Source organism: Paracoccus shandongensis, assembly GCF_017315735.1.
In the GTDB taxonomy this organism is placed as follows: domain Bacteria; phylum Pseudomonadota; class Alphaproteobacteria; order Rhodobacterales; family Rhodobacteraceae; genus Paracoccus; species Paracoccus shandongensis.
In genome coordinates this window covers 1-18593 of sequence record NZ_JAFLRK010000049.1, presented here as the reverse complement: position 1 = coordinate 18593, position 18593 = coordinate 1, and the positions used below count along the sequence as shown (strand labels likewise).

Below are 18593 nucleotides of genomic sequence, written 5' to 3'. Positions count from 1 at the left end.
CTGTCATACTGCACCCAGTCCTGCGACGACACGCGCTCCAGCCCGACCAGCCAGCTTGCGCCGGGCTCGGTCGCCCGGATGCGGTACTGCACCGGACTGCGGAAGCTGAAGTCCGGGAACAGGTCAGGCGCCGACAGCCGCCCTTCCGAGGTGGTGTGCAGGGCGCCCGGGGCAAGCCTGCCCGTCCGGTCGTTCAGCGCCTGCGCGCTGACCGGGGGCCGAAGCGGGTGCCCGATTCGTCGCTGACCTGGAATTCGTACCGCGTCAGGTCGAAGCTGTAGGTCAGGAAGGATTTCGACAGCATGGTATAGAGCGGCAGCGCCAGCGCCACGATCAAGTAAAGGGCGATCACCCCCATCAGCGCGCGCTTGATCGCGCCGTCGCGGTCAAGCTGCAGGGTGACGGTGCGGCCGGCGGGCAGGACGTGGCTGGTCATCGTCTATTCCTCGCGCGCAAAGACAAGGACGCGTTCGGACGGCAATTCGACCGTCATGTCGCAGCCCACGGCCAGCCCCAGCCTGCGCACCGCGTTGATCGAGAAATTGGCCAGGATCGGGATGTCCCCAGATCCGGGCTTTGCAGATGGGCGCGCCAGAAGGATCCCAGGAACTCCATCGCGGTGATCCGGACCGGCAGGTGGTTGGGCAGGGCCACGGTTTCATGGCCCGCGGCATGGGGCAGCACGTCCTCGGGGCGGATGGCCACGGTGACGGCCTGGCCGTCCTTCAGCCCGGGCATGGCGGTTTGCAGGGTGATGCGGCCCAGGGTGATCGCGCCCGATTGATAGCGGGTAGGCACGCGGTTCGTCTCGCCGATGAAATCGGCCACGAACAGCGAGGCGGGATGGCGATAGATTTCGGTCGGCGTGCCGACCTGTTCGACGACGCCGTGGTTCATCACCACGATGCGGTCGGCCATGGCCAGGGCTTCCTCCTGGTCGTGGGTGACCATGATGGTGGTGACGCCCAGCTTGCGCTGCAGTTCCTTGATCTCGTGGCGCAGGTGGACGCGGACCTTGGCGTCCAGCGCCGACAGCGGTTCGTCCAGCAGCAGAAGGCCTGGGTTGATGGCGATGGCGCGCGCCAGGGCGATGCGCTGCTGCTGGCCGCCCGACAGCTGCGCGGGATACTTGTCGGCCTGGGCGGGCAGGCCCACCAGTTCCAGCAGCTCGCGCACGCGGGCGGCGATCTCGGCCTTGGGGCGGCCGGTGTTTTCCAGGCCGAAGGCGATGTTGCGCGCCACCGTCAGGTTCGGGAACAGCGCATAGGACTGGAACACGATCCCGTAGTCGCGCCGCGACGCGGGCAGCCGGGATATGTCCTGCCCGTTCTGGCGGATGGTGCCGCGCGTCTGCGGGTCAAGCCCCGCGATGGTGCGCAGCAGCGTGGTCTTGCCGCAGCCGGACGGGCCCAGGAAGCAGACGAACTCTCCCTTCCCGATGTCCAGCGAAACATCGCGGAGCGCCAGGAAGTCGCCATAGGACTTCCACAGGTTCCGGATGCTCAGATAGCTTTCCGGCAGGGCCGGGGCGGTGATGTCACAAAGCTGTGTCATGGCATTCATGTCGCGTTTCCCTTGGCCGGAAGGATACTGGCCGGTTTCCGGCCAGTATCCCGCAGGTTCACGATTTCGGTTCGGACTTGAATTCATAGCGCTTGGACCATTCGGCCAGCAGCGCCGCGCGGTTGTTGGCGGCCCATTCCAGGTCGTTGTCGATCAGCGCGGCCTCGGACCCTTCGGGATAGTTGGGGACCGGCTGGGCGACGCCCGGGACCGCCAGGATGGCATAGCCTTCGTTGTATTCCTTCATCGCCGCAGAGCTGATCGACCAGTCGATCAGGGTCTGCGCGGCTTCCAGGTTGGGGGTGCCCGCGACGATGCCCGAGGCCTCGATGTCCCAGCCGATGCCTTCCGACGGCGTGATCACCTCGATCGGCGCGCCCGATGTCTTGGTCTGCGCGCCGCGGAAGGCGAAGGACAGCCCGACCACGGTTTCGCCCGCCGCCGCCATCTTGCAGGGCTTCGATCCCGAATGGGTATAGGTCGCGATATTGGCGTGCAGCCCGTCCATGTAGTCCCAGCCGGCCTTTTCCCCGAACATCTGCAGCCAGGCCGAGACGTTGAGGAAGCCCGTGCCAGAAGATGCCGGGTTGGGCATGACAACATGGCCCGCATATTCGGGCTTCGTCAGATCCTTCCAGCTTGTGGGCGGGGTCAGGCCCAGCTTCTCGCCTTCCACGGTGTTGTAGCAGATGGCCGATTCCCAGACATCCATGCCCACCCAGGACGGCGGTTCGGCGCTGTCGCGGAAGCGCGCGTCCAGCGTCTCGACCCCGGCGGGGGCATAGGGTTCCAGCATGTCCTCGGCCTTCAGAAGCAGCAGCGAGGATGCGGGGATCCCCCAGATCACGTCGGCCTGGGGGTTGTTCTTTTCGGCCAGCAGCTTGGCGGTGATGACGCCAAAGGAATCGCGCACCCAGTTGATCGTGATGTCGGGATGGTCCTTGTTGAAGGCCTGGGCATAGCGGTCCAGAAGATCGGCCTCCAGCCCGGTATAGACGGTCAGTTCGGTCTGCGCCTGCGCCGTTCCGGCCGCCAGGGCCAGAAGGGCGAAAGCCAGAAGGGGGGTCTTGGTGGTCATCGGCGTTTTCCCTGTTGTCGGATGCCCCTGGGGCATCTTTTCCGGAACGGCGCCCGCAGCGCCCGTCCATGGTGCAGGATGCCGGCTTCTGTTGGACATGTCCGGCCTTCCCTTGGATCAAGTCTGCGAGAGGGTGGGTGGATAAGTAAAATCTATTATTTTGATATAACCATCATTCTTGACGATAGTGTGACAGATCACGCCAGCGCCAGCGTCACCACGCCCATCGCCACCACCACCGAAGCGACCAGCCGGGCCGCCACCGGGCGTTCGCCAAAGACAAGGATGCCGATCAGTGCGGCAAAGACCACGCTGGATTCGCGCACCGCCGAGACCGCGCCCAGCGGCGCCACTGCGTTGATGTAAAGGACGATTCCATAGGCCGCGACGGCGAACAGCCCGGCCGTGGCGCCCAGCATCGCCACGCGCGGGGCGATGGCGCCGCCGCTGCGGTGGCGCCGCAGCGCGATGACCAGCGGCACGGGAAATTCCAGCAGGAACAGCCAGCCGATATAGCCGAAGACGCTGTCGGACCGGCGGATGCCGATTCCGTCGGCCACGGAATAGGCAGCGATCAGCGCACCCAGGCAGATGGCGAAGGCCACGCCGCCGCGCGGGGCCTGCGGCGCGCCGCGGCGAAAGGCCAGGATTGCCACCCCCAGCGACACAAGGGCGATTCCCGTCCAGCCTGCGGGCGGCAGCCCTTCGCCGATCAGCACCACCGCCGAGACGGCCACAAGCGCGGGCGCGATCCCGCGCGAGATGGGATAAACCTGGCTCAGGTCGCCCAGGGCATAGGACCGGAACAGCAGCACGTAATAGCCGAAATGCAGCGCGACCGAGGCCGCGATCATCGGCCAGCTTGCCGGTGCGGGGGGCGGGACCGTCAGCACCAGCGCAAGGCCGGTCAGCACATGGACCGCCGACACCGCCGCCAGCACGCCCGCCCGGTCGTTCACGGCCTTGACCAGGGCGTTCCAGCCCGCGTGCATCATCGCGGCCAGCAGGACCAGCGACACCGAAAGCAGGCTCATCCATCACCCATGCGCGTCATGCCGAAAGCCGGGCGAACCCGGCGGAACCGGACGCGGGCGGGGCCGTGGCGCCGCCCGCGTCCCGCGAAGGACGCGCGCCCTATCCCCAGGGCAGCGAGAAGGTCTTGACGTTGGTGAAGCTTTTCATCGCCTCGATCACGCCTTCCTTGTAGCCGTTGCCGCTGTCCTTGATGCCGCCAAAGGGCGACATCTCGATGCGGTATCCTGGCACCTCCCAGATGTTCACGGTGCCCACAACCAGGCCCGCGATGAAGGCCTGCATCCGCCGGAAATCGTTGGTGCAGACGCCCGAGGACAGCCCGAAGGGGGTCGAGTTGGAAATCCGCATCACCTCGGCATCGTTGTCGGGGACGCGGACGATGGGGACGATGGGACCGAAGGTTTCCTCCATCACCAGCTCGCTTTCATGGGGGACGTGATCGACCACAATGGGCGGCAGCAGCGCGCCCTGGCGGCCGGGGTGATAGAGGATCTTCGCCCCCTGCGCCTCGGCGTCGTGGACGCGGCGTTCAAAGGTTTCGGCGGCGCGTTCGTGGACCACGCAGCCCAGTTCGGTCGCCGGATCCATCGGATCGCCGAAGCGCAGGGCCTTCGCGCGTTCCAGCACCAGCGGCACGAAGCGGTCGGCCACGCTTTCCTGCACCAGGATGCGCTTGACCGCCGTGCAGCGCTGGCCCGAGTTCTTGGTGGCCCCCGCCACCGCCAGGTCGGCGGCCTTGGCCAGGTCGGCGTCCGACAGGTCGTTCAGCACGATCAGCGGGTCGTTGCCGCCCAGTTCCAGCACCTGCCGCTTGTATGCCGCCTTGGCCGCGATCATCTTGCCCACCGGCACGCCGCCGGTAAAGGTGATCAGGTCGAAATCGGGGTTGGTGATCATCTCGTCCCCGATGTCCTGGGGCCAGCCCGTGACGACCGACAGCATCTCGGGCGGCAGCCCGGCCTCGTAGATCGCATCGGCCAGCCACAGGGCGGTCAGGGGCGTCAGTTCGGTGGGCTTGACCACGATGCAGTTGTTCGTGGCGATCGCCGGGGCGATCTTGTGGCTGACCATGTTCAGCGGGTGGTTGAAGGGCGTGATGGCCGAGATCGCCCGCAGGGGTTCGCGCAGGGTGAAGATCTTGCGCTGTTTGCCGTGCGGGGTCAGGTCGCAGGAAAAGATCTCTCCGTCGTCATGGATGCACATCTGCCCGGCCAGCGTATAGACATCATAGGCCCGGCCACATTCATACATTGCATCCGCCAGCGAAATCCCCAGTTCGGCGGTGATGATGGGTGCCAGCTCCGCCTTGCGGTCGTTGATGATGCGCGCGACGTTCAGCAGGATCTTCTGGCGTTCGTAACGCGTCAGGGTCGGGCGATAGGCGGCGGCGATGGCAAAGGCTTCGCGCGCGTGTTCGGCGGTGCCTGCGGGCACGGTGCCGATCACCTCGCCCGTCCAGGGGTAATGGACGGGCACGCGGTCCTTGGTGTCGACCTTGCGCCCGGCGATGCGCATCGCCTCGTGGCGCAGCATGATGGGGGACTTGTCCAGCATGGTCACATTCCCTTTCAGAGTGCCGCCGCCGTGCAGGCGAAGAAGAAGGCATCGAAGTTCCGCAGCCCGGGGGCCGAGGGCAGGTCGATCACGCGGTTGACGATGAAGGGCACCTCCTGTTCGGTCAGCCCGCCATGGCTGCGCAGGGGTTCCTTCAGCGCGGCAAGGTCGTGGCGGTGTTCGCTGGTGCCCAGGGTGATGTTCTCGCCCGAGATCATCACCAGATCGCCGATCCGGTCGGCGGGCAGTTCGAACCGGCGCACGGCCTCGGCGCGGTCCACGACCAGGGTCATGCCGGGGATCGCCGCCAGTTCCGCAATCACCGCCGCGCGGTCGGCGCCTTCGGGCAGATAGGCGGTGGCAAAGGATCCAAGCGCGCCGTGATGGACCACGTAAGGATCGGTGATGGGCAGGATCACCCGCGCCGCGTCCTTGCCCAGCATCCCGTCCAGCTTGTCCTGGACATAGATCACGGCGGGCGATCCGTCGGCCAGGTGCTTGGGCTTCATGCCGTGGTCGGCGGTCACGACAATGGCCGCGCCAAGCGCGTCAAGCTGCGCCAGATAGGTGTCGAACATCCTGTAGAAGCTTTGCGCCTCGGCATCCTCGGGGGCGTATTTGTGCTGAACGTAGTCGGTCGTGGTCAGATACATCACGTCCGGCTTCCATTCGGTCAGCAGCTTGACGCCCGCCGCGAAGACGAATTCGGACAGGTCGGCGGAATAAACCTCGGGGACGGGGCGGCCCAGCCAGGCGCTGGCGTTGTCGATGCCGTTTTCCGCCAGCGTGGTCTGGTCGGACCGTTCGGACGAAAAGCAGATCGCGCGGTTTTCGTCAAAGCGCAGCCCGGCGCCCAGCAGGGCGCGCAGCTTGTCCTTGGCGGTGACCACGGCCACGCGGGCGCCCGCGTCATAGAAGCGGCTGAAGACGGTCGGCGCGCGCAGGAAGCGCACGTCGTTCATCATCACCTCCTTGCCGGTTTCTGGTTCGTACAGATAGTTGCCGCAGATGCCGTGGACGGCGGGCGGGCGGCCGGTGGCGATGGACAGGTTGTTGGGGTTGGTGAAGGACGGGATCACCGAATGGGCCATCCGGCTGGTGCCGGTGTCGCGCATCCGCTTCAGCGTGGGCATCAGGCCCTTGGCGATGGCCACGTCCAGATAGGCGGGCTCGCAGCCGTCCAGGCAGATGGCGATGGCGGGAACCTTGGGCCAGGGATAGACGCGGTCGTTGGCCAGGACCGGATTGCGGGAATGGGCGTTCATGGATGTTGCTTTCCGTATGCGAGACAGGGGATCAGGCGGCCAGCTTGGCGCGTTCGGCGATGGCGGCGGCGGGGGGCGCGGCGCTGTCCACGCCCATCGCGGCCAGGCTTTCGGCGGCGGCCCCCACGACGCGGCGCATGACGTGTTCGTCCATGCGGCCGATGCAGCCCACGCGGAAGCTGTCCACCACCGTCAGCTTGCCCGGATAGATGATGAAGCCCTTGGCCTTCATCAGGTCATAGAAGCGGCCGAAGTCGAAGTTCGGATGGGCCGGGTTGAAGAAGGTCACGATGATCGGCGACAGCCAGCGGTCGGCCAGCAGCGTCTCGAAGCCCAGGTCGCGCATCCCGGCCACCATCACGTCGCGGTTGCGGGCATAGCGGGCGCCGCGCCCGGCCACGCCCCCTTCGGCGGCATGGATGCGCAGGGCTTCCAGGAAGGCCGCGACCACATGGGTGGGGGGCGTGAAGCGCCACTGGCCGGTCTTGACCAGCCCCTGCCATTGCGCGTGGACATCGAGGCTGAGGGAATGGGCATTGCCCTTGGCGGCTTCCAGCGCGGACTTGCGGGCGATCACGAAGCCGAAGCCCGGCACGCCCTCGATGCACTTGTTGGCCGATGACACCATCGCGTCATAGCGGATCTTGTTCACGTCCAGGTCGATCGCGCCAAAGGCCGACATGGAATCGATCAGCAGGCTGCGGCCGCGCGATGCGACGGCCTCGGCGATCTCGGCCACGGGGTTCAGGATGCCGGACGAGGTTTCGCAATGGATCGCGACCACATGGGTGATCGCCGGATCGGCGTCCAGCGCGCGTCCCACCTCGTCCCCGCGCGGGGGCAGATAGTCGCCCTTGTCGATCAGCGTGAAGGCCCGGCCCATCACCCGCAGCGTTTCCGCCGCGCGCAGGCCATAGGCGCCGTTTGCCAGCACCAGCACCTTGCCGTTCCGCGGCACCATGGTCCCCAGCATCGCCTCGACCGAGAACGAGCCAGAGCCCTGCATGGGCACGCAGACGAATTCGCCCGCGGTGTCGCCGGCAAGCGCGACAAGCTGGTCGCACAGCGATTTTGTCATGGCGCGGAAATCGGCGTCCCACGACCCCCAGTCCTTCAGCATCGCTTCCTTGACGCTGAAGGCCGTGGTCAGGGGTCCGGGGGTCAGCAGGAACGGTTCCCCCATCCGCGGGTCGGGAAAGGCGGGGATGGCAGTCATGGTGGCAATCCTCATTTGCGATCTCACGGTCAGGATTCCATGGCCCCATCTATATGTAAAATCGTTATTTCAGATTAGATCATCAGTATAATCTATGCACGTCCGCCGTCAGCCGGGATTCCAGCAGGTCGCCGTTCCGGGTCAGGATCGGATAGGCCACCTTGACCAGCAGGGAATTGATTTCCTTCAGCGCCCGGACCACCTCCAGGTGCAGGTCGCTGGTTTCCATGCTGTCGGACTGGCCGCTGCGCAGCCGCGCCAGGTGGCGGTCATGGCTTTCGCGTTCCAGGCGGCGCAGCACCGACTTCTCGGCCACAAGCTGGCGGGCGGCGGCCAGGTCGCTGCTGACCATCACGTGCAGCGCAAGCTGCATGTTGGCCAGCACGCGCGCGTGCATCCGGGACAGCTCGCTCCAGCCTTCGGGGGAAAAGCGCAACTGGCGCTGCATCTTCTCGTCCGCCTGGGCCAGCAGGTTCTTGGCGATGATGTCGCCCATCGCCTCGAAGTCGATGGCCATGGCGGTCAGTTCCAGCCCGCGCCGCGCCTCGTCCTCGGATAGCTCGCCCCGGTTCATGCGGGCGATGAACAGCTTGATGTCGGTGTGGCGCTGGTTCACCTCGTCATCCATGGCGCGCAGTTGCGCGATGCGCTTGGCGTCGCCGCTTTCCAGCATCTCGGCGATGGGGCGCAGCATGGCCTCGACCGTTTCGGCCATGCGCAGCAGTTCCCGCTGGACGCTGGCCAGGGCCAGGGTCGGCTGCGACAGCGAGGACGCGTCCAGCGAACTGCGGTAGCCGGGCGCCGCGCCCTCGCCCTCGGGGGTGGGCCACAGGCGGGCGGTCAGCCGGTCCATCGCCCCCGCGAAGGGCAGCGCCAGGACCAGCAGGGCCGCGTTGAACAGGACGTGGAAATTGACAAGCTGGACCCCGGCGCTGCCGCCCAGGTATTGCAGCGGCTGCGGCAGGACCTGCAGCAGGATCAGGGCGATCACGGCCCCCGTTCCCCGGAAGATCAGGTTGCCCATCGGGATGCGGCGTTCGGGCAGCCCCGAGCCCCGCGTCAGCCAGGCCGCGATCAGCGCGCCCCCCAGGTTGGCCCCCAGCACCATGGGCGCCGCCGCCTCGGCCGGAAGCAGCCCGCCCGCCGCGAAGCTGGCAAACAGCAGCAGCGCCGCGACCGACGAATGAAGCCCCCAGGCCAGCAGCGCCGCCAGCGCGAAGGCCGTCAGCGGATCGCCGCGCAGATAGGCCACGACCTGCGGCAGCACCGCGCTTTCGCGCAGGGGCAGCGTTGCCTCGCCCACCATCTTCAGCGACAGCAGGATGAAGGCGATGCCCAGGACGATGCGGCCGATCTGGCGGACCTGGCGGTTCTCGAACTTCAGAAACATCGTGGCCCCGGTCAGCTGCAGCACCGGGATCAGTTCCGACAGGTCGAAGGACAGAAGCTTGACCACCAGCGCCGATCCCAGATCCGCGCCCAGCATCGCCGCGATCCCCGCCGTGATCCCCAGGATCCCCGAGGCCGCAAAGCCCACCGCCAGCACCCCCACCGCGGTCGAGCTTTGCAGCACCACCGCCAGCACGGTCCCGGCCATGGCGATCCCCGCCGTTCCGCCCCGCGCCTGCCGCAGGCTGCGCCGCAGCGACATCCCCCAGGCACGTTCCACGCCGGTTCGGACCATCCTGACCGCCCAAAGCAGCAACATGACGGCGGCGGCAAGGTGAATCAGGATCAGGAAAGGATGCATGGCGCGATCTCCAAGTATAGCCCTTCACGCAAGCAGGCTGGCGTGTATAAATCAAATCGTTACTTTCAATGATACCATAGAATCGGCTGGGGTGTTCATGCGCTATGTGCAATTGCGGGCGTTCCACTATGTCGCGACCTGCGGCGGCTTTTCCCGCGCGGCCGAGGAATTGCTGCTGACCCAGCCGGCCATTTCCGACCAGGTCCGCAAGCTGGAAGAGGAATACGACGTCCTGCTGTTCAACCGGATGCGCAAGCAGGTGACGCTGACCAGCGCGGGCGAGGCGCTGTTGCAGATCACCCGGCGGATGTTCGACTGCGAACAGCAGGCCCTGGATCTGCTGTCGGAAAGCCGCGCGCTGCAATCGGGGCATCTGCGCGTGGTGGCCGACAGCGCGCATCACCTGCTGCACATTCTGGCCCGGTTCCGCAAGCGCCATCCCGGCGTGCGCATCTCGGTCCGGGCGGGCAACACCCAGACGGTCGTCAGCAGCCTTTACAACTACGAGGCCGACCTGGGCATCCTGGGGGAAATGCCCACGCTGAAGAACTTCGACTGCCAGCTTCTCAGCTCCTCGCCCATCATCGCCTTTGTCGCGCGCAGCCATGCGCTGGCCGGGGTCAAGCGGTTGCGGCTGGACCAGTTGCCCGGCCATCCGCTGGTCTTGCGCGAACGCGGCTCCAAGACACGCACCAAGCTGGAGGTCGCGGCCCGCGCCGTGGGAGTCGAGCTGCAACCCGCCGTCGAGGCCGAGGGCCGCGAGGCCGTGCGCGAGATCGTCGCCTCGGGCGTGGGGATCGGCTTCGTGTCCCTGGCCGAATTCGGAGAGGACACGCGCCTGGTCCCCATCACCCTGCTGCCCGAGGAAGACCTGACCATGGACGAGGCGCTGATCTGCCTGCAGGAACGGCGCCATTCAAAACTGGTCGAGGCGTTTTTCGAAATGGCGCGGCAAGCCGTGTGACAGGGGGCGCAGGCTCTGTCGCAAACCGCTGGACACGACATGCAGGGTCCGCGATGTTTATGAGGTTCAGGCGGCCAGCCGACAAAACTGCTGAAGCGGACGCAGTTCGGGCCTGAACTGGCCCCTGCAGATCATGTTTACCAACTCGACGTCGGCAATGGTTGCGGCGGCCGAGGTGAAGCTCTTGAAGCCGAGCATGGGCCTGACCCGACGCTTGATGAAACGGTGGTCCTGTTCCACCAGATTGTCGAGATACTTTATTCCCGCCATCTCGATCGGATTGGGCAGCCGAAGTGCTTCAGCATCCGGTTGATGTCCTGGATGCCTTGTGTGTTGGCAGCACTCTTGTCGATGACGATCTTGCGTGGAAGGCCGTTGATCTCCACCGCTCGGCGAAGAACTTGATGGCTGCCAGCTTGTTCCGGCGCTTCGACAGCATGAAGTCCAGGGTTTTTCCGATGTCCCTTCACCCGGATGTAAGTCTCGTCCATCCGCCAGGATCTGTCAGTCGCCCGCTCAGCCATGATCTCCTCAAGGTCGCGGTACGACACACCGTAGCGCAAGTAGAAGAAGACGGCGTGCAGGATGATGTCTCCGGGGACATGAGCGCCCTTGAATGATACGGCCATAGCTCGCCCTCTGGCGTCAGGGCTCAGGCCGATCTTACCCTCTTGCCGCTGACCTGCCAAAATTTTGCGACAGAGCCGCGCGCTCTTCAAGCCGTGCTGCATCAGATTTGGGCAGGGGCCGTGCGTCGGCGTTTCGCAGCGGCATGTGCTGCGGTGCCTGTGACGGAAAGCCGCTCCGTTTTCCGGCCTTGCGCCCGACGCACAGGCGCCGCCCGCGTCCTTGATGCGGATTGGCGTTGATCCGGCCGCCGCTTCCCGGCATGTCTGTGGCGTGATCACGAAGGGGGCGTCATGCGGATCCTGCTGGTCGAGGACGAGGCCGACATCGCCGATGCCCTGCTGCGCTTCCTGCGCGCGCGCGGCCATGCGGTCGATCATGCCGCCGACCTGGAAACCGCAGGGGCCGCGCTGGACGTGGCGGAATACGGCGCGGTCCTTCTGGATCTGGCGCTGCCCGACGGGTCGGGGCTGGACCTGCTACGCGACCAGCGCAGGCGCGGCAACCGCGTGCCGGTGCTGATTGCCACGGCGCACGACCGCATCGCCGACCGCATCGCCGGGCTGGACGCGGGGGCCGACGATTACGTCGTCAAGCCCTATGACCTGGCCGAGGTCGAGGCGCGGCTGCGCGCCCATGCCCGCCGCGCCTCGGGCGATCCCGCGCCCGAAAGCCGGGTGGGCGGGCTGCGGGTGGACCGGGCGGGCGCGCGGCTGTTCCGGGACGGGGACGAGATCCGCCTGACCTCGCGCGAATGGGCGCTGTTCGACGCGCTGCTCTCGGCGCGGGGAAGGGTGCTGTCGCGGCAGGCGCTGGAGGAGCGGCTTTACGCCTTTGGCGACGCGATCGAGGGCAACGCGGTCGAGGTCTATGTCTCGCGGCTGCGCGGCAAGCTGGGGCCGGACGCCATCCAGACCCGGCGCGGCCTGGGATACCTGATCCCGTGACCCGGCCCCCCGTGGATCGGCCCTGGTCCCTGCGCGGGCGGCTGGTGCGCCGCGTGGTGCTGGGCGCCAGCCTCAGCTGGCTGGCGGGGGTGGGGCTGGCGGCCCTGGTCATCGCGCACGAGATGTCCGAACTGATGGACGACACGCTGGAGGACGCGGCCCGGCTGACGCTGGATCTGTATCGCGGCACGGGTGATACAGGGACGGGCGACGCCGGAATGGGCGATGTCGGTGCGGCGGCCCGGCAGGCGGGAACCATCCGCATCGTCGCCGCGGGAACCGAGGTGGCGGGCGCGCCCTGGCCGCCCCTGGCCCGCGACGGCGGTCAGGACGTGCCCGGCTGGCGGGTCTTCCGCCTGTCCGAAGGCCCGCTGGCGGTCGAGGTCGGGCAAAGCGACGACTGGCGCCGGGACGAACTGGTGGAAAGCCTGGGCTGGCTGGTGGCGCTGATGCTGCCCGTGCTGCTGGCGGCGCTGGTGGCGGTGCGGGGGGCGGTCGCCTCGGCCCTGCGGCCCGCGACGCGGCTGGCGCAGCTTTTGCGGGAACGCTCGGCCCGCGACCTGTCGCCCGTGGATGCGGGACGGCTGCCGGTGGAACTGGCGCCGATCCCCGAAGCCCTGAACGGCTATCTGGACACCATCCGCGCCCGCATCGAGGCCGAGCGGCAGTTCGCCACCAATGCCGCGCATGAATTGCGCACGCCGGTCGCGGCGGCCTCGGCGCAGGCGCAATTGATCGCGGTGGGGCTGGCCGACGGGGACGCCGCCGGACGCCTGGCGGGCGCGCTTGGCCGGATGGGCGACCTGATCGAGCGGCTGCTGCAATTGTCGCGGGCCGAGGCGGGGGCCGGGATCGGGGCAGGGCCTGCAGATCTGGTGCGCGTCACGCGCATGGTGATCGCCGATCTTGGCCTGCCGGTGCTGTTTGACGACGCGGAACTGCCCGCGCTGATGGTGGCCGCCGATCCCGACGCGGTGGCGCTGATCCTGCGCAACCTGTTGCGCAACGCCGCCGATCACGGCACCGGCACGCCGCGCGTCACGCTGTCGCCCGAACCGGCGCTGACGGTCACGAACCCGGTCGCCCCGGGCGCCCGTTTCCGCCACGGGATGTTCGACAAGTCCGCCCGGTCGCAGGGCGCGGGGGTTGGCCTGGCGCTGGTCGCGCGGGTGGCGCAGGCGCAGGGCATCGCGGTCGATTACGCGATGGATGACGGCTGCGCCCGCGTCACGCTGCGCTTTGCGCCAGCCCGCTAGGCGTGGGCACGGTTACGGGCGGTCCCGGGCGTCCAGGGGCCGCTTGGTGCCGGTCAGCATGGACAGGACCAGGTTTTCGCGGTGGCGCAGGCTTTCGACCACGACGCCCGCGACATGCAGCCCGGCCAGCACCAGGATCAGGGTGGCCAGCGTTTCGTGGATCTCCTCCATGACCGAGGATCCCCAGAAGGCGTCGGTGGTCTGCAGCCAGCCGGTCAGCGCGGTGCCCGCCACGACCAGCAGCAGCGCCACGATCATCGCGCCCCCCGCCGGGTTGTGGCCCAGATAGCGGGGTTCGCGCCCCGCGCGCAGCGCCCGCAGATAGGCCAGCACGGCGCGCGGCCCGCGCACGAAATCGCCAAAGCGGGCATGGCGGGGGCCGACAAAGCCCCAGACCAGCCGCGCCGCGACCAGCGCGGCCACGGCATAGCCCATCGCCTCGTGCCACAGCTTCGGGCCGTCGGCGGTCAGCCAGTCGCCGGCGATCAGGATCACCAGCGACCAGTGGAACAGCCGCACGAAGCCGTCCCAGACCGCGACCCGGTCACTCATCCGAGCCGACCGCCTGGAAGGTGGCGGGATCGAAGAAGATCTCGACCCGCTTGCCGGTCTCGTCCTTGCCATAAACCTCGTAGCAGCCGTCCTCGGTCTTGACGTTGCTGATGGTCCAGCCCTTGGCGGTCAGTTCGGTCTTCAGCTCCTCGACCGGGCGCCATTGGTCCTGCGGCACGGTGCAGCGGTCGGCGGCCAGGGCGGGCAGGGCGATGGCGGTCAGCAAGGCTGTGGCGGGGATCAGGGAAAGGCGCATGGGATTCTCCTTTATGCGGTGTTTCGACACCCCTTTCATGCAGGCCAAGCTTGCAGGAACCTTGCAGGCGGGGGCGAAAAGGTCAGTGCGGCAGCAGAACCCGCGCCTTTTCCGGCAGGGGCGCCGATACCGGATAGTAACCCCTGAACCAGTCCACATGGCGTTGCAGCCCGATGGCCAGCGGGGTGCGGGGGCGCGGGCCGATCAGGCGGCGCAGAAGGCCGGTATCGGCCCAGGTCGCCTCGACATCGCCGGGCTGCATGGGCAGCATCCGCAGCCGCGCCCGGCGCCCGGCGGCGGCTTCCAGGGCGGCGATGAAGTCGGTCAGGGCGACGGGTTCGCCATTGCCGATGTTGACCACGCGCCAGGGGGCCACGGGCGACAGGCTGTCGCCTGCGACCGGGATCGCGGGATGGCGCGGCACGACATCCATCAGCGCGCGGATCGCCCCCACCAGGTCATCGACATAGGTGAAGTCGCGCCGCATCCGGCCGTGGTTGAACAAGGGGATCGGCCGGTTTCCGAACAGCGCCGAGGTGAACAGGAAGGGCGCCATGTCCGGCCGCCCCCAGGGACCATAGACGGTGAAGAAGCGCAGCATCGTGACCGGCAGGCCGTACAGGGCGGCATAGGAATGGGCCATCGCCTCGGTGGCCTTCTTGGTTGCGGCATAGAAGGACAGGGGCTGGTCGGTCCGGTCGGTTTCCCGATGGGGCATCCGCCCGCCGCCATAGACCGAACTGCTGGAGGCCATCACCAGGTGTTCCGGCGGACAGGCCCGCGCGGCCTCCAGCAGCTGGAAGGTTCCCGCCAGGTTGGCCGAGGCATAGGCGCCGGGCGCGTCGATGGAATGGCGCACCCCCGCCTGCGCCGCCAGGTGGACCACCACGCGCGGGCGGTGCGCGGCCATGATCCCGGCAAGCAGGCCCGGCGTCTCGATCCCGCCGCGCAGGGGCAGGTAATGGGGATCGGCGATCAGCCGCGCCTCTCTCGCAGCCTTCAGGGCGGGGTCGTAATAAGGGTTGTGGTCGTCGATGCCGATGACCGGCACGCCCTCGGCCAGCAGGCGGCGGGCCAGGTGAAAGCCGATGAAACCCGCGGCCCCGGTGATCAGGACGGTCATGCCGCACCCCGCATGTCATGTTGCGCCGCCCCGGCCATCTCGGTTGCCCGGGGCAGGCGGCGGCGGCGGATCAGCCAGGCCGCGCCCATCAGGTCGGCGATGCCCACAAGGGCGCGTTGCAGGTTGCCGTATTTGGACCGGCCAAAGGCGCGGGGCGCATGGGTGACGGGCACGGTGACGACCGCCCACCCCTCGCGCGCGACCATGGCGGGCATGAAGCGGTGGATGTGGTCGAAAAAGGGCAAGGCCAGATAAACGGCGCGCGGAAAGGCCTTGAGCCCGCAGCCGCTGTCGCGCACCCCGTCGCGCAGCAGCGCGGAGCGAATGGCGTTGGCCACCCCCGACGCCACCCGCCGCGTCCAGCGGTCGCGCCGTCCCACGCGCTGACCCTGCACCAGACCAAGCGCCGGGTTCCCCTGCCGGAACGGGGCTAGCAGGGCGGGCAGGTTTTCGGGCGGGTTCTGCCCGTCGGCGTCCAGCGTGGCGATCAGCGCGCCCCGGGCGGCCAGCACCCCGCTGCGGATCGCCGCCGACTGGCCGCAGGACCGGTCGTGGCAGATCACCCGCAATTGCGGCAGGGCGGCGCGCAGGTCCGCCAGTTCCTGCCGCGTCCCGTCGGTGGATGCGTCGTCGACCACGATGATCTCGTGCGCGGTGTCGCGCAGCACGGTGGCGATGCCGTGGATCAGGGCCGCGATGTTGCCGGCCTCGTCCCGGGCGGGAAGGATGACGGATATGTCGGGCGTCATGGCGCGACCTCCTGTGAACGGTAAAGGGTATAGGCGCCGCCGCGATAGGGCAGGGATGCCACGGGGATCATGCCGGGGATGGGTCCGGCTCCCTGGTCCAGCAGCAGCCCGCCCGGATGGGCCTGTTGCCAGGCGGCGATTTCCTTTGGACCCGCTAGCCGGGCGACCGGGTTTTGCAGCCGGCCCGCAAGGTTCAGCTGCGCGTGATAGCTGCCGTCGGTGACGGCGATCCCCGCCGCATCAAAAGGGGCCACCGCGCGGCCCAGGGCGGTCATGTCGTAGCGCGCGAACAGCAGCGGCGACAGCGCCAGGTGCAGCCCGATCATCAGCGCCAGCGGCAGGGCGGCCAAGGCCACGGGCGCGGATCGCAGGCGCATGAATCCCGCGATGCCCGCCAGCAGGCAGGCCCCGCCCCCGGCCAGTGACCACGGGGGCAGCGGATCGCCCAGCCGGTTCAGCGCCGGGACCAGCCCGGCCGCCGCAAGGCCAAGGAACGCCCCGGCCAGCGGCAGCGCCAGCCACAGGTCGCGCCCGGTCCATCGCCGCGCCGGGATCCCGCCCGCCAGCAGCAGCGCCAGGGCGGGCATTTCCGGCAGCAGGTAATGCGCCTGCTTGCCGCTGATCAGCGAAAAGGCGACAAAGGCCCCCGCCGCCCACAGCGCCACCAGCCGCCTGCCGGGATCCGCCCACAGCCTGCGCGGGGCCAGCGCCGCCAGGCCCGGGCCCGTCCAGCCGAATGGCCACAGCATCAGGGGCAGCAGGGCCGCGAAGAACCACCAGGGCTTCTGGTGCGCGAAGGACGCGACCATGCGCCCGCCGCTTTGCCGCCACAGGACCTCGGTCCGATACTCCGGCCCGCCCAGGATCAGCGCCGGGACCAGCCACAGCCCCACCAGGACCAGCGCGACCAGCAGCGCCAGCAGCAGCCCGCGCGTCCAGACCCGCGCCGGGGGCCGGTCCGCCCCCGCCCACAGCGGCAGGGTCAGCGCGGGGGGCAGCACATGGACCAGGATCACCGGCCCCTTGGCATAGACGCCAAGCGCCACCGCCGCGCCCAGGGCCGCCCAGGCCGCCGGGCGGGGATTGCGCGCCGCCGACCACAGCGCCAGCATCGCCAGCAGCACGGCACAGGCCAGCATCGCGTCGAACATCGTCGCCGATCCGAACAGCAGCCAGACCGGCGACACCGCCAGGATCAGCGCCGCCGCCCCGGCCCGCCCGGGGCTGTCCGGCCACAGCCGCCGCGCGAGCAACCCTGTCAGCGCGACCGAGACCGTGGCAAAACCCGGCCCGATCAGCCGCGCGGGAAAGTCCCGGACCCCGCCCATGGCCCAGACCAAGTTGACCAGCCAGAACAGCAAGGGCGGCTTGTGGCCATAAAGCGCGCCGTTCAGATGCGGCACCCAGGGCGATCCGCCGATCCGCATCTCCCACGCGGCGGCAAGATAGCGGGTTTCATCGACGGGCATCAGCGGCCGCAGAAGGACCAGCACCAGCGCCGTCAGCGCGAACAGCAGGGTGGCCGACAGGACGCCCTTCATGCGGCCTGCGCCCGCCGGTGCCTGCGGATCAGCACCAGGTTGCGCCCATAGACGGCCAGGCCCAATCCCTGCCCCAGCACGAAGACCGGATCGCCCCGCCAGACCGCATAGGCCAGAAGCGTCAGCCCCCCCGCCAGAGAGAACCACCAGAAGGCATGGGGCACGACGCTTTCGCGCCGCCGTTCGCTGGCCAGCCACTGGATGAGGAACCGGGCGCTGAACAGCGCCTGCCCCAGAAAACCGATGCCGATCCAGACTGTCTGCGCCGTCATGCTGCCTGCCGTCCCTTGCCATTCCAGGCGGACTGGCACGGCAACCTTGCGGCAGGCTTACAAGTCCGTGCGGGCCGCCGATGACGCCGAACAGGGTGCCGGCCATCGGGGTGGCGCTCTGGAAGGTGACCCGCAGGGCGGCGCGCGCGAGGCGAAGGTCAGGGCCGAGACGGCGGGCGCTGCCGGATGCATGGCCAACACGGTGCGCCCGTCCGTCACGGCTTCCAGCGCCACGCGAGCCTTGAAGCTTGCATTGTCGTTCCCGCGTTTCGACATGGTCTGATCTCCTCGGAGACCGGCGGATGTCGGATCGCAGCTTCCGCCACTGTGCGGTTTCCCAAGGTGCCAGGCCCGTCATGGGTGTGGATGCCTTGTCATGGCCGAGGGAAAGGAAACCCGCCTTTGATCCAGCGTCCCATGGGATTGGGCCGCATGGGAACCTGTTTCAGGAATCAAGGCGCATGCTTGCCATTTCCCGCGCCAGGGCGCCGCACATGAGATGTTTTGCAGGATCTATCGGGTCCCAGGCCAGGACGAAGATTCCCACGCGGATGTTGGCCAGCATCTCTTGCAACAGCGGCACGAAGCGCAGCCGGCCGTCCGCGATATCGTCGTAAAAGCCGATCCTGGTGTAAAGCCCGATGCCATGGCCGCCGAGGATCATCTGCTTTGCAAGAAACAGCCTGTTCGTGAAGACATGGGTCAATAGGCAAGTGGGGCAGGTTTCCGGGCATGATCGTTGCGCCTGTGGCAGATGTCTGATTATTGGATGGCCCGCCCCTCCCGGCGCGATCTGGTACGATCGCTTTGTTTGGTGAGGAAAGGAGCGGAGCTATGTCGATCAG

19 protein-coding genes and 1 pseudogene are annotated in these 18593 nt (G+C 68.0%); 4 read left to right on the top strand and 16 right to left on the bottom strand.

Annotated features, from left to right (window positions below):
• Window positions 1–193 precede the first annotated feature (193 nt).
• From JX613_RS18515 to JX613_RS18480, 8 genes are all read right to left on the bottom strand, one after another.
• A complete protein-coding gene (locus tag JX613_RS18515) occupies window positions 194–436 on the bottom strand; it encodes a hypothetical protein (RefSeq protein ID WP_207102953.1) in 243 nt (80 codons plus the stop codon).
• A 53-nt stretch (window positions 437–489) separates the two neighbouring features.
• Window positions 490–1563 carry a putative 2-aminoethylphosphonate ABC transporter ATP-binding protein gene (locus tag JX613_RS18510; protein ID WP_237168714.1) on the bottom strand — a complete coding sequence of 358 codons (1074 nt, stop codon included), beginning with the start codon at window positions 1561–1563 and terminating at the stop codon, window positions 490–492.
• Window positions 1564–1621: 58 nt separating this feature from the next.
• Entirely contained in the window at window positions 1622–2641 is a 1020-nt protein-coding gene (locus tag JX613_RS18505) for a putative 2-aminoethylphosphonate ABC transporter substrate-binding protein (RefSeq protein ID WP_207102952.1), read from the bottom strand.
• Window positions 2642–2838: 197 nt separating this feature from the next.
• Window positions 2839–3675, bottom strand: a complete 837-nt coding sequence (locus tag JX613_RS18500) for an EamA family transporter (protein WP_207102951.1) — start codon at window positions 3673–3675, stop codon at window positions 2839–2841.
• 100 nt (window positions 3676–3775) lie between these two features.
• Window positions 3776–5230, bottom strand: coding sequence for a phosphonoacetaldehyde dehydrogenase (gene phnY, locus JX613_RS18495; protein ID WP_207102950.1), 1455 nt, complete (start codon window positions 5228–5230; stop codon window positions 3776–3778).
• A 14-nt stretch (window positions 5231–5244) separates the two neighbouring features.
• A complete protein-coding gene (gene phnA, locus JX613_RS18490; RefSeq protein ID WP_207102949.1) occupies window positions 5245–6495 on the bottom strand; it encodes a phosphonoacetate hydrolase in 1251 nt (416 codons plus the stop codon).
• A 31-nt stretch (window positions 6496–6526) separates the two neighbouring features.
• Window positions 6527–7711, bottom strand: a complete 1185-nt coding sequence (locus tag JX613_RS18485; RefSeq protein WP_207102948.1) for a 2-aminoethylphosphonate--pyruvate transaminase — start codon at window positions 7709–7711, stop codon at window positions 6527–6529.
• An 82-nt stretch (window positions 7712–7793) separates the two neighbouring features.
• Window positions 7794–9419: a Na/Pi cotransporter family protein gene (locus tag JX613_RS18480; protein WP_272874553.1), complete on the bottom strand. Its 1626-nt coding sequence runs from the start codon at window positions 9417–9419 to the stop codon at window positions 7794–7796.
• A 139-nt stretch (window positions 9420–9558) separates the two neighbouring features.
• On the opposite strand from JX613_RS18480, the gene JX613_RS18475 reads away from it, so the two are divergent.
• Window positions 9559–10425 (top strand): LysR substrate-binding domain-containing protein, encoded by an 867-nt coding sequence (locus tag JX613_RS18475; RefSeq protein ID WP_207102946.1) that lies wholly within the window; start codon window positions 9559–9561, stop codon window positions 10423–10425.
• A 66-nt stretch (window positions 10426–10491) separates the two neighbouring features.
• Here the strand turns inward: JX613_RS18475 and JX613_RS18470 are convergent.
• Window positions 10492–11054: pseudogene (locus tag JX613_RS18470) on the bottom strand (IS6 family transposase).
• 291 nt (window positions 11055–11345) lie between these two features.
• Between JX613_RS18470 and JX613_RS18465 the strand changes: the two are divergent.
• A complete protein-coding gene (locus tag JX613_RS18465; RefSeq protein ID WP_207102945.1) occupies window positions 11346–11999 on the top strand; it encodes a response regulator transcription factor in 654 nt (217 codons plus the stop codon).
• Window positions 11996–13255, top strand: coding sequence for a histidine kinase dimerization/phospho-acceptor domain-containing protein (locus tag JX613_RS20335; RefSeq protein WP_207102944.1), 1260 nt, complete (start codon window positions 11996–11998; stop codon window positions 13253–13255). The genes JX613_RS18465 and JX613_RS20335 overlap by 4 nt, the downstream gene beginning before the upstream one ends.
• A gap of 12 nt (window positions 13256–13267) precedes the next feature.
• Here JX613_RS20335 and JX613_RS18455 read toward each other — a convergent pair whose 3' ends face one another.
• From JX613_RS18455 to JX613_RS18430, 6 genes are all read right to left on the bottom strand, one after another.
• Window positions 13268–13807 carry a cytochrome b/b6 domain-containing protein gene (locus JX613_RS18455; protein ID WP_207102943.1) on the bottom strand — a complete coding sequence of 180 codons (540 nt, stop codon included), beginning with the start codon at window positions 13805–13807 and terminating at the stop codon, window positions 13268–13270.
• A complete protein-coding gene (locus tag JX613_RS18450; RefSeq protein ID WP_207102942.1) occupies window positions 13800–14063 on the bottom strand; it encodes a PepSY domain-containing protein in 264 nt (87 codons plus the stop codon). Before JX613_RS18450 ends, JX613_RS18455 begins: the two co-directional genes overlap by 8 nt.
• An 82-nt stretch (window positions 14064–14145) precedes the next feature.
• Window positions 14146–15186 (bottom strand): NAD-dependent epimerase/dehydratase family protein, encoded by a 1041-nt coding sequence (locus JX613_RS18445; RefSeq protein WP_207102941.1) that lies wholly within the window; start codon window positions 15184–15186, stop codon window positions 14146–14148.
• A complete protein-coding gene (locus JX613_RS18440; RefSeq protein WP_207102940.1) occupies window positions 15183–15935 on the bottom strand; it encodes a glycosyltransferase family 2 protein in 753 nt (250 codons plus the stop codon). The genes JX613_RS18445 and JX613_RS18440 overlap by 4 nt, the downstream gene beginning before the upstream one ends.
• Window positions 15932–17476, bottom strand: a complete 1545-nt coding sequence (locus JX613_RS18435) for an ArnT family glycosyltransferase (RefSeq protein WP_207102938.1) — start codon at window positions 17474–17476, stop codon at window positions 15932–15934. Before JX613_RS18435 ends, JX613_RS18440 begins: the two co-directional genes overlap by 4 nt.
• Window positions 17473–17748, bottom strand: a complete 276-nt coding sequence (locus JX613_RS18430; RefSeq protein WP_207102937.1) for a lipid-A-disaccharide synthase N-terminal domain-containing protein — start codon at window positions 17746–17748, stop codon at window positions 17473–17475. Before JX613_RS18430 ends, JX613_RS18435 begins: the two co-directional genes overlap by 4 nt.
• Before the next feature lie 46 nt (window positions 17749–17794).
• Here JX613_RS18430 and JX613_RS18425 point away from each other — a divergent pair, with 46 nt between their 5' ends.
• Window positions 17795–18031, top strand: a complete 237-nt coding sequence (locus tag JX613_RS18425; RefSeq protein ID WP_207102936.1) for a hypothetical protein — start codon at window positions 17795–17797, stop codon at window positions 18029–18031.
• A gap of 162 nt (window positions 18032–18193) precedes the next feature.
• Here JX613_RS18425 and JX613_RS18420 read toward each other — a convergent pair whose 3' ends face one another.
• Complete coding sequence (locus JX613_RS18420; protein WP_207102935.1) at window positions 18194–18454, bottom strand: hypothetical protein; 261 nt, start codon at window positions 18452–18454, stop codon at window positions 18194–18196.
• Window positions 18455–18593: the final 139 nt, after the last annotated feature.